The 12,778-nt window shown below is 43.5% G+C and carries 13 protein-coding genes; 9 read left to right on the forward strand and 4 right to left on the reverse strand.

Features of this window, described 5'->3' with window-relative positions; genetic code table 11:
- Window positions 1-46: 46 nt before the first annotated feature.
- Genes V7O62_RS11675 through V7O62_RS11685 form a run of 3 tightly spaced genes read left to right on the forward strand, consistent with a single transcriptional unit; the run spans window position 47 to window position 2,732 of the window.
- Window positions 47-1,153, forward strand: coding sequence for a metal ABC transporter solute-binding protein, Zn/Mn family (locus tag V7O62_RS11675; protein ID WP_406656500.1), 1,107 nt, complete (start codon window positions 47-49; stop codon window positions 1,151-1,153).
- Between the two features lies 1 nt (window position 1,154).
- A complete protein-coding gene (locus V7O62_RS11680) occupies window positions 1,155-1,904 on the forward strand; it encodes a metal ABC transporter ATP-binding protein (protein WP_406656501.1) in 750 nt (249 codons plus the stop codon).
- A gap of 12 nt (window positions 1,905-1,916) precedes the next feature.
- Entirely contained in the window at window positions 1,917-2,732 is an 816-nt protein-coding gene (locus V7O62_RS11685; protein WP_406656502.1) for a metal ABC transporter permease, read from the forward strand.
- Here V7O62_RS11685 and V7O62_RS11690 read toward each other — a convergent pair whose 3' ends face one another.
- Both V7O62_RS11690 and V7O62_RS11695 read right to left on the reverse strand, forming a co-directional pair.
- Window positions 2,733-3,407, reverse strand: coding sequence for a TfuA-related McrA-glycine thioamidation protein (locus V7O62_RS11690; RefSeq protein WP_406656503.1), 675 nt, complete (start codon window positions 3,405-3,407; stop codon window positions 2,733-2,735).
- Entirely contained in the window at window positions 3,404-4,681 is a 1,278-nt protein-coding gene (locus V7O62_RS11695; RefSeq protein WP_406656504.1) for a YcaO-related McrA-glycine thioamidation protein, read from the reverse strand. Before V7O62_RS11695 ends, V7O62_RS11690 begins: the two co-directional genes overlap by 4 nt.
- 195 nt (window positions 4,682-4,876) lie before the next feature.
- Here V7O62_RS11695 and V7O62_RS11700 point away from each other — a divergent pair, with 195 nt between their 5' ends.
- The 3 genes from V7O62_RS11700 to V7O62_RS11710 all read left to right on the forward strand — a co-directional run bounded on the left by V7O62_RS11700 (window position 4,877) and on the right by V7O62_RS11710 (window position 7,527).
- A complete protein-coding gene (locus tag V7O62_RS11700) occupies window positions 4,877-5,029 on the forward strand; it encodes a hypothetical protein (protein ID WP_406656505.1) in 153 nt (50 codons plus the stop codon).
- A 41-nt stretch (window positions 5,030-5,070) separates the two neighbouring features.
- Complete coding sequence (locus V7O62_RS11705; protein ID WP_406656506.1) at window positions 5,071-6,252, forward strand: cysteine desulfurase; 1,182 nt, start codon at window positions 5,071-5,073, stop codon at window positions 6,250-6,252.
- Window positions 6,253-6,411: 159 nt separating this feature from the next.
- A complete protein-coding gene (locus tag V7O62_RS11710; RefSeq protein ID WP_406656507.1) occupies window positions 6,412-7,527 on the forward strand; it encodes an ORC1-type DNA replication protein in 1,116 nt (371 codons plus the stop codon).
- A 125-nt stretch (window positions 7,528-7,652) separates the two neighbouring features.
- Here the strand turns inward: V7O62_RS11710 and thsA are convergent, their stop codons facing one another.
- Window positions 7,653-9,302 (reverse strand): thermosome subunit alpha, encoded by a 1,650-nt coding sequence (thsA, locus tag V7O62_RS11715; protein WP_406656508.1) that lies wholly within the window; start codon window positions 9,300-9,302, stop codon window positions 7,653-7,655.
- Window positions 9,303-9,499: 197 nt separating this feature from the next.
- Entirely contained in the window at window positions 9,500-9,673 is a 174-nt protein-coding gene (locus V7O62_RS11720; RefSeq protein ID WP_406656509.1) for a DUF5350 domain-containing protein, read from the reverse strand.
- A 108-nt stretch (window positions 9,674-9,781) separates the two neighbouring features.
- Between V7O62_RS11720 and V7O62_RS11725 the strand changes: the two genes are divergently transcribed.
- From V7O62_RS11725 to V7O62_RS11735, 3 genes are all read left to right on the forward strand, one after another.
- A complete protein-coding gene (locus tag V7O62_RS11725; protein ID WP_406656510.1) occupies window positions 9,782-10,555 on the forward strand; it encodes a YkgJ family cysteine cluster protein in 774 nt (257 codons plus the stop codon).
- Window positions 10,556-10,603: 48 nt separating this feature from the next.
- Window positions 10,604-11,767, forward strand: coding sequence for an MFS transporter (locus V7O62_RS11730; RefSeq protein WP_406656511.1), 1,164 nt, complete (start codon window positions 10,604-10,606; stop codon window positions 11,765-11,767).
- Window positions 11,768-11,982: 215 nt separating this feature from the next.
- Complete coding sequence (locus tag V7O62_RS11735) at window positions 11,983-12,762, forward strand: helix-turn-helix transcriptional regulator (RefSeq protein WP_406656512.1); 780 nt, start codon at window positions 11,983-11,985, stop codon at window positions 12,760-12,762.
- Window positions 12,763-12,778: the final 16 nt, after the last annotated feature.

Consider the following 12,778-nt stretch of genomic DNA (forward strand, 5'->3'; position numbering starts at 1 on the left):
GTATATATGCAAATTGATTGGTTATAATACAAACCGGGGCTATTTGATGAACAGAAAAAAATTGATATTTATAGCATTCATAACGTTATGTTTTGCATTTGTAAGCGGATGCATTGATGAGCAAGAAGTTTCCGCATCATCTGCGGACAAACCTTTTGTAGTAGTAAGCGTTCTGCCTGAAGCCGAGTTCGTGGAAAAAATCGGAGGAGATGAAGTAGAAGTGATGGTGATGGTTCCTCCCGGGGCTGATCCGCACTCTTACGAAGTGACTCCGGGACAGCTCAGGGATCTGAGTAATGCTGACATGTATGTAAAGGTAGGTTCGGGCCTGTCTTTTGAAAATGTGTGGATGGACCGGCTGATGGAGGTAAATCCTGACATGTTGGTAGTTGACGCTTCAAGCGGTGTTCATTTAAGGACCATGGAAGCCCACTCTCACGACCATGAAGGTGAAGAGCATGAGGACGAGCACGATCATGCCAACGAATCAGAAGAAGAACATGGGGAAGAACATGAGGACGAGCATGATCATGCTAACGAATCGGAAGAAGAGCATGAGGAAGAACATGATCATGCTAACGAATCGGAAGAAGAGCATGAAGAGGAACATGAGGACGAGCATGATCATGCTAACGAATCAGAAGAAGAGCATGACCACTCTGCCGAGTCTAGGGACCCTCACATCTGGACTTCTCCAAAGGAAGCACAAGTAATGGTTGAGAATATCTATGACGGTCTTGTCGAGGTTGATCCGGAAAATACGGATTTCTATACACAGAACAAGAACGCATACATTGCAGAACTGGATGCTGCAGATGCTAACATCAGGGAAACGCTTGCAGGAGAAGAAGGTAGCAGTTTTATCGTTTATCACCCTGCGTGGGGTTATTTTGCAGACGAGTATAGTCTTGAGCAAATCTCCGTGGAAATAGAAGGCAAAGAGCCGAGTGTCCAGGACATGCAGCGCCTGATAGATACGGCAAAAGAGAAAAATATAAAGGTAATTTTCGTACAGTCAGGTTTCAGTACTACAAGTGCGCAAACAATAGCCAATGAGATCGACGGTGAGGTTGTAGAGGTCGATCCGCTTGCAAAAGATTATATAGGCAATCTTGCAAACGTAACAGCAGCATTTGAAAAAGGACTGGCTTAAAATGGTTGAAGTGATCAATCTCAAGGATATCTGGGTAAGTTATGACAATATTCCCGTGCTCGAAGAAGTGAATCTTGCCGTTGAGGATAAGGATTTCCTTGCAATCATTGGTCCTAACGGAGGAGGCAAAAGCACTCTTCTTAAGGTTATCCTGGGATTGATCAAACCTAACCGGGGTTCGGTGAAACTCCTTAATGAGGATCCCCGAAAGACCCGGAAGTATGTGGGGTATGTGCCCCAGTACATTTCTTCTAATCTTGAATTTCCCATAAGTGTATGGGATGTGGTCCTAATGGGCCGCCTGAGCCATAAAGGTCCTTTGAGATCATTCGATGAAGATGACAAAAAAGCAGCAGCAGAAGCTCTTAAAACGGTAGACATGCTTGAATTCAGGGACCGGCAGATAGGTGAACTATCCGGTGGCCAGAAACAGAGGGTTTTTATTGCAAGGTCACTTGTGACCCGGCCCAAACTGCTTATCCTGGATGAACCATCAACCGGTATTGATTCTAAGAGGCAGAGAGAGTTCTATGAACTTCTAAACAGGCTTAAATCAGAGATTGCCATATTGATGGTCACTCATGATATGAGTGCTCTCTCGGTCTATGTGGATAAGATTGCATGTCTTAACAGGAAATTGCACTATCACAACTCCAAAGAAGTCAGTGCCGAAGATCTTGAAGCCACATATCAGTGTCCTGTCGAGCTTATAGCACACGGTGTACCACACAGGGTTTTAAAAATACACTGAGCGGTGCTAGGGATGCTTGAAATACTTCAGTACGGTTTTATGCAGAATGCCATAATAGCGGCAATTCTTGCAAGTATCGCATGTGGAATCATTGGTGTGTATGTTGTTGTCAAGAAAATAGTATTCATAAGCGGTGGTATCTCTCATGCCTCATTCGGTGGAATCGGCATTGGCTATTACCTTGGTGTAAACCCGCTTTACGGGTTGATACCTTTCAGTCTGCTCTCAGCTATTGTGATGGGTCTCGTCAGCAAAAGAGCTAAGGTTGCTGAAGACACCATCATTGGTATTCTATGGTCGCTGGGGATGGCAATAGGTATCATTCTGATTTATCTTACTCCGGGATATGCACCTGATCTTATGTCCTATCTTTTTGGAAACATACTCACGGTACCACGCTCGGATATCTATCTGATGATCGTGCTTGATATTGTGATCATAGCTCTGGTCTATGCCTACTATAAGGAATTCATGGCCTTGTGTTTTGATGAGGAATTTGCCAAGGTTTCGGGTATCGATGTAGAGAAACTCTACCTTTTATTGCTCTGCCTTATAGCATTGACAATTGTCTTGCTCATAAAGGTTGTAGGTATCATCCTGATAATCGCACTTCTTACAATGCCTGCTTCCTTAAGCCGTCATTATACGAACAACCTCAGGAAGATGATGTATCTTGCGATCTTCTTTGGTGCAATCTTCAGTGTTGCAGGTCTGTTCCTCTCATACGCTTTCGACGTTCCTTCAGGTGCAACAATCATTCTTGTGATGGCAACAGTATACATGTTGCATTTTCTGTATGATGGGCTGAAACCAAAAATAGCCGGCTGATCAGTTTTCTCCGCTCATCAGCTCCTTTACTTTTTCTAGGACCAGTATGGCATCTTCCCTTTTAAGGTCAGTTTCGTTGTCCCTGCAAAAAGTGAAAAGTTCTGAAGCTTTTTCCCCGGAAATTATCCCTTCCCTGGAAGCTTCTCTTGTTATACCGAAATAACTTCTTTCTCCATAATGTGTCTTTTTAGCAAGATCTGTCAGCAACCTGCAACTTTCTTTATCAATGATACCTTCATCGAACGCGGCGTTGAATGTCTCGCGTATATTCACCATGGGTGATGAGACCGGTTCGAAAGTATCCGGATTAGTCGCCACGGCTACCTCATCATCATCTTCAATCTCTCCGCTCCGGTACCATTCATAGATCTTCCCGACTCCTATCATGCCATGGATGTCAAGCTCTGAAGCACGCAGGGCGCCCATGCTGCACCCTCCCACTACTGTAACTCCTGCTTCCATAGCCCTGACTATTTCCTTATGAGTTACAGCCGACCTGCTAAAAAATATGCCATCAATTATACCTATGAGTTTATAACCTTCCTTGACAGCTTTTTCGACATTTCCCCTGAAGACTGGGGGTTGGAAGGCAACTCCTCCGATTATATCTTTTGCATCTTCGTGGCTGATGCTCGTACCGGTAAAAACCAGTGTTTTAGGAGCTTTCTGATTCATTTTCGTGTTCTATGTTTCCAGGGACGCTCTTCACGTGCCAGTTTTCTTTTCTTCCCTGCTTTTGCCCTGTTCCCAAGACGCTCCCTGTCAAGCGTGTACATTTCAAATGTTGGGATGACTACTCTTATTACCGGGACTGGTATACTTTTTCTTGAAAGGTCCACCACTATTGCGCTGTCAACTACTTTTTTAAGCTGTTCAAGCACAATATCGATATTTTTGGCAGGGCTGCCTTTTGACAGGTCTTTTATCTCTTCCATTGTGGTCCTTGTACCTTCCTTGTACCAGTACTTGTTCATACGCTTTATACGGTCATATCCGATTTCCCTGACAAATTTTTCACGCTCTGTATCTTCCCTGGCTCCGTGTATCTGCACCACTCGTGACTGTGCTGCTTCTGTGAGCGCTCTCTTGATTGCTATCTCTGGTTTCAGGTGTGATCCTGCTCCCATAACAAGCAGTGCCGGATCCTTCAGCTTGGTATCGTCGGTAGTAGCAACAACAGTCGTTATGTCCGTGTCATGTGGAAGAAGCCAGAGCTTGATATCAACATCGTTATCAATGAACCTTCGAAGCAATTCATAGTTCTCTCCATCTTCTTCAGATAGGATTATCTCTTTTTCAGGATTCCTGTTGAATTCTACTGTGCTCAGGGCATCTCTCTCGATAACTTCCAGCAGCCCGTGCAGTATTGCTTCTTCCGGAACGTTCCCGGCAGCAAGGCCGTTGGTGTTTGTCCTGAAGAGTTTCGTTGTTTGTCCCGGGGCCTCATAGGGATGATACACTGCATTTGCAGGAACCGCAACTTCTTCGTTTTTCAGCAGATCCCAGCCAAGAATCCATTCGACAAGATTTTCCCGGGAATACATTTCAGGCATGAGCAGAGATGCAGGGTTTACTGCAGAACCATGTCCGGAAATCTCTTCGTAAGTGGTAATAGCATGCGGTGCAGAGATATCCTCGTTGACATCCTTATTAAGTCCGCTTCTTTCTGCAAGGCATCTTTCATAACTCTCCATCATGGCAGAGATTCTTGCCTGGTTCTCTGTAATGCCCTTGCCGGAATATACGGAAATGGCTCCTTCTGCCGCACTTGGCCGTATTGTTGAAAAAACAGGTATGCCTAATCTGTCAAGGTCAGTGATGCCGGCAACCCTGGTGACTCCTATTTTCTTGAGGCTCTCCTTTGCTTTCTCAAGAGTTTCGGCTTCGTCAAAAACACGTTGGGTGCCTTCAATGTATGAAAGTGATCTGTCGATTATTATCTCTGGCATGTTTAGCCAAAGTCTCTTGCATGTATTATATTTCTTGCGACATCTTCCGGTAAGCTTCTTTAATTCTCTTCTGCCAAAATGTTTATATTATATGTGTTCCTATAATAAAGTTTACCGGGATAAATGCTATAAATATTCTTGTAATGTTATATATGTAGTCCGGTAGTTAAAATAAGTGAGAGACAGGAGGATATTATGAGAGATAAGAAACTTAAAACAAGGTCCAAGGCACGCGATTGTCCTAGGAAGGATTTTCATGTTGTTATTGATGGAGTCTCAAAAGACAAACTCAGTGCAGAAGAAATGGATCTCTGCCGCTTCATGGTAGGCGGCATGCAGGCAAAATAAGCCTGCAAAACTATTTTTATTTTCCTGACATAGGGGCTTCCATGTATGATGTTCATTCCGTTAGGGAAGATTTTCCTGTTCTAAAAGATGTTATTTACCTGGATAATGCGGCGACAACTCAGACGCCTGTGCCCGCTGTCAGGGAAATGGAAGAATATTTTTTCAGGTATGCAGGTAACCATGGAAGAGGTGCTCACAGGCTGGCCCGTGAGACCACCAACCATTATGAGGATGCAAGGGAAATTGTTGCATCCTTCCTGGGGACAGATGCAAAAAAGACTGTTTTCACACGGAATGCGACCGAAAGTATCAATATTGTATCCCGTGGCTTTCCATGGGAGGCTGGTGACCATGTCATCGTCACTCTCGTGGAACATCACTCCAACCTGCTTCCCTGGCTACGCCTGAAAGATGAAGGTGTGAACTTTAGTATAGTCAGGCCGGATATCACAGGTGTCGTTAACCCGGAAGATATTATGTCTGCTATCAATGAAAGGACTCGGCTGATCGCAGTTAATCATATATCCAATGTATTCGGTTCCACACAGGATGTGCAGACAATAGTCCGTTTAGCACACAAGGAGGATGTGATGGTGCTTGTGGATGGTTCTCAATCAGCAGGTCATATGCCGCTTGATATTGGTTCAATTGATCCTGATTTCTTTGCTACTCCGGGCCACAAGGGCCTGCTGGGTCCACAGGGAACAGGGGTACTTTATATGAAAGACCCTGACATGATAGAGCCTGTATTTGTCGGAGGAGGAATGGTTCGTTCTGTTACCGATACGGGCTATGAAACTGAACCAAGCCCGGCAAAATTTGAAGCCGGCACTCCTAATATGCCAGGTATAATTGGCCTGGGCAGGGCAGTGGAATATGTAAAGGATATCGGAGTTGGAGACATCGAGAGACATGAGACTTCGTTGGCCAGGGATGCTGCATCTCAGCTTGCTCAGATTGACGGAGTTGAGGTGTATGGTCCGGAGGACAGGACTTCGGTTGTATCCTTTAATGTGAAAGGGATGAATGCCCATGATGTCGCAATGATACTCGACCAGACTAAAAATATATGCGTGCGCAGTGGTTACCATTGTGCTATACCCGGAACTGACCTGCTTGGTGTTGACGGGACTGTAAGGGCATCGTTTGCACTATATAACACTCAGGAAGAAGTTGATGTATTTATTGAGACCGTTTCAAGCATTGTGTCACTTGTTGCCTGAAGTTTAGTGGAACATGAAAGTGTTAATCTTTTTTTTCTATGAAATGGCAGATGTCCTGTGGAAGATGAAAGCAAAAAGTTATTATGCGCAGTTATTTATATATTAGTGAATCTGGTTTATTTGAGTCAGAACATCTATTTCATCAAAAGGGGATCAAAAGTGAGCAAGGATATGTTACTCTGGGATGAAACTTTGTTTAAGAACGGTGAAATGCTTGAACTTGATCATGTTCCTGAGTATTTTGCACACAGGGATTCCCAGATGCAGGCACTCAAATTCAGTCTCAGGCCGGCAATGAGGAATATGAGGCCGGTTAACTGTCTCGTAAAAGGCCCTCCCGGCACCGGTAAGACTACTGCTGTCCTGAAAGTTTTCAGTGAAATGAAAGAGCACACTGACAATGTAGTCTTTGTAAAGGTTAACTGCCAGATGGATTCTACTCGCTTTGCAGTAGTATCCCGGATATACGAAAAACTTGTTAACATCAAACCACCGACATCAGGCGTTGCTTTCAGGAAGCTTTTTGATAAGGTCATAAAGCAGCTGGTTGATTCTAACAAAATTCTTGTGGTGGCACTTGATGATATAAATTATCTTTTCCATGAAGGACACGCTGACGAGGTTATGTACTCTCTGTTGCGTGCCCATGAACAGTATCCCGGTGTAAAAATAGCTGTCATAGCGATCATCAGTGATGTGGGTGTTTCTCATCATTTCGATCCCAGGGTAGGTTCTGTTTTCCTGCCGGAAGAAATTGATTTTCCCAGATATGATGCCGGGGAAATACGGGATATTGTCACTAACAGGATTCAGCACGCTTTTTATCAGGATGTTGTGCCTGAAGAGGTATGTGAGAGGGTCGTGGAATACGTTGATCTCACAGGCGATCTGAGGGTTGGCATGGATCTGCTGAGGCGCTCCGGCCTGAATGCAGAACGCAGGGCAAGTCGCAAGATCTCGGTGGAGGATGTGGAAAAAGCATACGATGCTTCCCGACTTATTTATTTATGCCGTAGTATACGTTCCCTAACTGAACATGAAAAAACTCTTTTAGGCCTTATAGCAAAGGGAAAGGATATGCAAGCCGGTGATCTGTACAAATCGTTCCATGATATTACGGGACTTGGATATACTCGCTTTTACGAGATCATCGAAAAAATGGGTTCTTCCCAGCTATTGGATGCGGATTTTTCAGGAAAAGGGATGCGTGGCAGGACTCGGGTTATAAAGCCAAGGTATGAGCCTCAGGATGTTTTGAAGTGTCTTGATTACTGATCATGACGCTTATTTTAAAATAACTGCTTTTCTATTCAATGATTGGTAAAACAGTCAACAATATAAAAAAAGAATGTCAAGCGCAGATTACCTGCGCTTTAAGTTAGTTTTGTTCTATGTGATCTTTACATCATGTCCATGCCTGGCATTCCGCCTGGTGGCATGCCTGGCATCATTTCATCCGGTGAAGGTCCTGCTGGTCCCTGCTTGGATGCGATGATATCATCAATCCTGAGGATCATGACTGCTGATTCGGCTGCAGCATTGACTGCCTGTGTCTTTACCCTGAGAGGCTCAACAACACCTGCTTCCCACATGTCTATTACCTCGCCGGCATAAACATTGAGACCTGCTGTCTTCTGTCCTTTCTCGTGGTGTGCACGGAGATCTACGAGCATGTCGATTGGGTCAAGACCTGCATTCTCTGCGAGGGTTCTTGGAACGATCTCGAGAGCTTCTGCGAATGCCTTTACAGCAAGCTGCTCCCTTCCACTGAGGGTTGATGCGTACTCATTGAGTCTGAGTGCAACTTCTACTTCAGGTGATCCGCCGCCAGCTACAAGTTTCTCATCTTCAATAGCAACACCGACTACTCTGAGTGAGTCGTTGAGTGCTCTTTCGATGTTGTCGATTACATGTTCTGTGCCACCGCGAAGAAGGATGGATACTGCCTTTGGATTCTCGCATCCTGTGACAAAGGTCATTTCGTCGCCGCCGATCTTCTTCTCTTCGACAAGTTCTGCCTTTCCAAGGTCTGCTTCAGTGATTTCGTCAAGGTTGGTGACAAGTTTTGCACCGGTTGCCCTTGAAAGTTTCTGCATGTCACTCTTCTTGACACGCCTGATTGCAAAGAGACCTTCCTTTGCAAGGTAGTGCTGTGCCATGTCGTCAATACCCTTCTGGCAGAATACGACATTTGCACCACATGCGACGATCTTGTCAACGAGGTCCTTGATCATCTTCTCTTCCTGGTCAAGGAAAGACTGGAGCTGCTCTGGTGATGTAATGGATATTTCTGCATCAACTTCAGTGTCTTTGAGTTCGATTGCAGTGTTAACGAGCAAGATCTTAGCATCGTTTACTTTCTTTGGCATGTTGGTGTGGACACGCTCTTTATCGATGATCATACCTTCAATGAGCTCTGATTCCTCGATACGTGCACCGACTTTCTTTTCTATCTTGATATTGTCCATGTCAACTTTGTTGTCTTCATCAACAATGCTTATGATAGCTGAAACCGCGATGTCTGAGAGGACGTCCTTGTTTGCCTCAGCGCCCTTGCCTGTCATTGCAGTTCCGGAGATGTTCATGAGAATATCCTTGTTGTCCCTTGTGACTGATTTTGCAAGGGTCTGGATTATTTCTCCTGCTTTTTCAGAAGCCATCCTGTAACCGGAAGCGATGATTGTAGGGTGTATGTCCTGGTCGATCAGTTCTTCAGCTTTCTTAAGAAGTTCGCCGGCAATTACTGCAGCGGAGGTGGTTCCGTCACCAACTTCATCGTCCTGTGTCTTTGCGACTTCGACGATCATCTTTGCTGCAGGGTGCTCGATGTCCATTTCCTTGAGAATGGTTGCACCGTCATTGGTAATGACAACATCTCCGAGGCCGTCTACAAGCATCTTGTCCATTCCTTTAGGACCAAGTGTAGTTCTTACAGCTTCAGCGACTGCTTTTGCAGCCATGATGTTATTGTTCTGTGCTTCTCTGCCTCTTGTTCTTTGGCTTCCTTCTCTTAATATGAAAATTGGCTGTCCAGCCATCTGTCCTGCCATTTATTTCTATCCTCCTAGTAATGGAAATTATAGAATAACTATTAATTCCGGTCGTTTTCTAATGAATGTAGTTCTATATAAGCATATCGATGATGGCAAATTAATATTCCGAAGGAATGTGTGTTTGAAATGATAGCGAACCCACTCAAGAGTTATATGTATCAGGAAAAAACAAGTAAAAAGAGAGTGAGATAAACTCACTTTACAATTGCTTTTGGTGATCTGCGAAGGAATCTTCTCTTGGCTCCGGATGAGGTGTATCTCTGTGCCGGACCGGGGTGAGCTTTTCCTTCCTTGGCTTTCTGTACTTTAATCGTTCTACCTTTGCGGCCTTTTACTTTGACCCATTCAATGCTGCCGGTTTTACCCATTATCAATCCTCTGTATGATCCTAATATATGATAATAATAACTAATTAGCTTGTTGAGTTTACCTCTAGACGTGATGCTTCCTATTAAACTTTACGGGAAATATCAGCAATGGTTCCGGAGCATGGGACCAAAATTGCTTTTAAGTCCCAGCCTCTATGCAGGTATTATCTAAAGGAGTTGGTCACCTTCAAAACATCAATAGATGAACAACTATCAATTGCCAGAGAAGAGCTAAAGGAATTGCAGGAATATCCTGAAGAAAAACTAGTGGATATCATTAAGGAAGTAGGCTTCCAGTGTGATCTCTGTGCACGTTGTTGCACACGGGAGTTCAATGATCACGTATTTCTCCTTGAGAAAGATATTGAGGCCATAGAACATGTCGATCCGGAAGCAATTCAACCTGCACCATACTATGAACTCTGCGACCAGCATGGTAATTTTTATGTCTCAGGCTATGCACTCAAAACAGAAGAAGATGGTTCATGTATATTCTTAAAAGACCAGCGTTGTACTATATATGATAACCGTCCCTTTATCTGCAGACTTTATCCTTACATGCTGCATCAGGAGACCGACGAAGATGGAAATGTAGGATGGAGACAGATAAGCGGACTGAATCTGCATGGCTGTTATCATACAACTATTAGTGACGAGCAGTGCAAAGTAATAGCATCAGACGTAAAAGTATATGAAAGCTCATTCCTTGAACAAAAAATCAAATTCCTTGAAAAAACAAAAGAGCATTTCAGGGAAAAGAAACTTCGGCATATACAGGGAGTATATGACCGGGAGATCAGGAAATTTAACAAAGGCGGAGAAATAATCGTTTTTGTATTGGATCAGGGTGTTTTCAGGGAGCATAAGATCAGAAAAAGTTGAATCCTGCGTTGCTATTTACTTGCAACAGGATCATCGTACTGAGGAATTATGACGGGGAACCACAAACTGCTGATCATCTGCCTTGTAGCTTTTTTTGCGATGTCGGCAGGCGCACTGCTGGGTCCTGTACTTCCTTTCATGGTAGAACCTTTGAACACATCCCGTGCAGCCATAGGTCTTGTGCTAGGGATGTATACTTTTTCTACAGCTCTTTTCATGCTGTTCATCAGTGCTATAACAGATAGTGTGGGAAGAAAGAAGATACTCGTACCATGCCTTCTCATAAACGGAGTTGCCGGTGTAGCCTGCTACTTTGCACCGGATTTTGAGACATTGCTTGCCCTGAGGTTTATTCAGGGAATCGGTATCTCGGGAATGCTGCCAATTGCAATGACGATGATAGGGGAATTGTATACAGGACTTGAAAGAGTCAATGCAATGGGAAAAATGAGTATGACCACAGGTGCGGGAGCGATATCAGCTCCCATGATAGGTGGTGCACTTGCAGTTTATGGATGGAATGTCCCTTTTCTGTTTTACGGACTAACAATTCCACTTGCAATAATCGCAGCACTTTTCCTTCCGGAAACAAATCCTCCAGGTAACAGAACCAGGAACAGGTTTTCAGACATACTCGGGATTTTAAGGGAAAGTAGTGTTCTTTACACCGTATTCCTGAGTTTTGCAATTTCCTTTCTCCTGTATACTGTTGTCATCTATGTCCCCTTTATTCTGAAAGATAACTTCGGATTCAGTGCTGCTGAGGCGGGACTTGCTCTGGGAATCCAGGGATTTGCAATGGTATCAGTAGCATCCCAGGCCAAAAGGCTTGCAGCAAGATACGGAAAACAAAAAGTAATCCGGACAGGTTTTACCATAATCGGTGCTGCAATAGGTGGATTTATTTTTGCAGAGACTCTGGTGCAGACTCTTGCTATGATACTTTTATTCGGTCTGGGATTTGGCATGGTACTGCCTCCTTTGAATACCCTTGCAACACAAATCGCTCCGCAGGGAATGATGGGGAGTGTCGTATCAGTCTATAATATCATGAAATACGTAGGACAGACAGCAGCCCCTCTAATACTTGCTGTGGTGCTTCTGAACTTTGGCATCGAGGCAGTATTCACCGCATCCTGTATATTTGCTTTTTTAGTTGCAGTTTCCATTTACATGGCCAGGGATATTTATGCCAATATTGCAGAAGAATGAGTTTTTTAAGATACTCTGTTTTAAAATATCATTTTTGGATTACATCTGCAACTTTTTATTAAAATATAAAATGTCTGGGCTTAATTTCATTCAGGAAATGCATAAATAGTCAGCACATAAATAGATTTATTGAGAACTTAGGTTAGCATCCTGCTGTTTGTCTGGATTTTTTACTTTATCTCAGTTAAGAGCAGAAGATTGCAGAGGGCATATCCTTGAAAACGCATCTATCCAAACTACTGGGCATTTCTGAAGAAAGGACCAACTTACTCTTGCTTTTATACGGCGGCTCCAGGAAAAAAGAAACGATTCAGGAGTTGTTGGGGATAAGCAGACAGGCTCTGGTACCCCATATGAAACATCTGGAGGAGAATGGTCTCATTACAAAGCGGAATGATGCATATGAGTTAACTTCTATTGGAAAAATAGTACTGAGTGAAATGATGACTTTCTCTGAAAGGCTGGATTTTCTGGACAGCAATTCTGATGTTTTAACGAAATACAAAATTGATTTCATTCCACCTTTTCTCCTCGAAAGATTTCATGAGCTGGGTCCTTTATCAATAAGAGAACCCCACTTTTTAGATGTTTTCGAGCCGGATAAGGAATTCATGAGCACTGTTTCAACTTCTGTTTCGGTAATAATTACTTTCTCATTTCCTGCATTTCGTAAATTTTCTTCCCAAATAATGGATAAGGGAGTAGATATGCATGTTATACTCAGTCAGGAACTTCTTAAAAAGCTAATAGCAGAACAATATGATGATTTCAAATGGTTCCTGGAAAGCGAACATTCAGTAGTTTATCTTTACTCTGGCAAATTGGACTTCGTATCCTTCGGACTGAACGAATCATCTATTATGTTCAGATTGTTTGATGTAGTTGGCGATTTTGATAATAATCTGATCACAGCTTCCGGTCAGGGTGCTGTTGAATGGGGTAAAGAATTTTTTGAATATTACAAGAAGAGATCAACGCCAGTAACTGAAATTTGACCCGGAAGAGAAAAAG

The organism is Methanolobus sp. ZRKC2, from assembly GCF_045291185.1.
In the GTDB taxonomy this organism is placed as follows: domain Archaea; phylum Halobacteriota; class Methanosarcinia; order Methanosarcinales; family Methanosarcinaceae; genus Methanolobus.

Coding starts and splice junctions, on each gene's coding strand:
- V7O62_RS11675 (WP_406656500.1), top strand. CDS start 47: ATGAACAGAAAAAAATTGATATTTATAGCATTCATAACGTTATGTTTT.
- V7O62_RS11680 (WP_406656501.1), top strand. CDS start 1,155: ATGGTTGAAGTGATCAATCTCAAGGATATCTGGGTAAGTTATGACAAT.
- V7O62_RS11685 (WP_406656502.1), top strand. CDS start 1,917: ATGCTTGAAATACTTCAGTACGGTTTTATGCAGAATGCCATAATAGCG.
- V7O62_RS11690 (WP_406656503.1), bottom strand. CDS start 3,407: ATGAATCAGAAAGCTCCTAAAACACTGGTTTTTACCGGTACGAGCATC.
- V7O62_RS11695 (WP_406656504.1), bottom strand. CDS start 4,681: ATGCCAGAGATAATAATCGACAGATCACTTTCATACATTGAAGGCACC.
- V7O62_RS11700 (WP_406656505.1), top strand. CDS start 4,877: ATGAGAGATAAGAAACTTAAAACAAGGTCCAAGGCACGCGATTGTCCT.
- V7O62_RS11705 (WP_406656506.1), top strand. CDS start 5,071: ATGTATGATGTTCATTCCGTTAGGGAAGATTTTCCTGTTCTAAAAGAT.
- thsA (WP_406656508.1), bottom strand. CDS start 9,302: ATGGCAGGACAGATGGCTGGACAGCCAATTTTCATATTAAGAGAAGGA.
- V7O62_RS11720 (WP_406656509.1), bottom strand. CDS start 9,673: ATGGGTAAAACCGGCAGCATTGAATGGGTCAAAGTAAAAGGCCGCAAA.
- V7O62_RS11725 (WP_406656510.1), top strand. CDS start 9,782: ATGGTTCCGGAGCATGGGACCAAAATTGCTTTTAAGTCCCAGCCTCTA.
- V7O62_RS11730 (WP_406656511.1), top strand. CDS start 10,604: ATGACGGGGAACCACAAACTGCTGATCATCTGCCTTGTAGCTTTTTTT.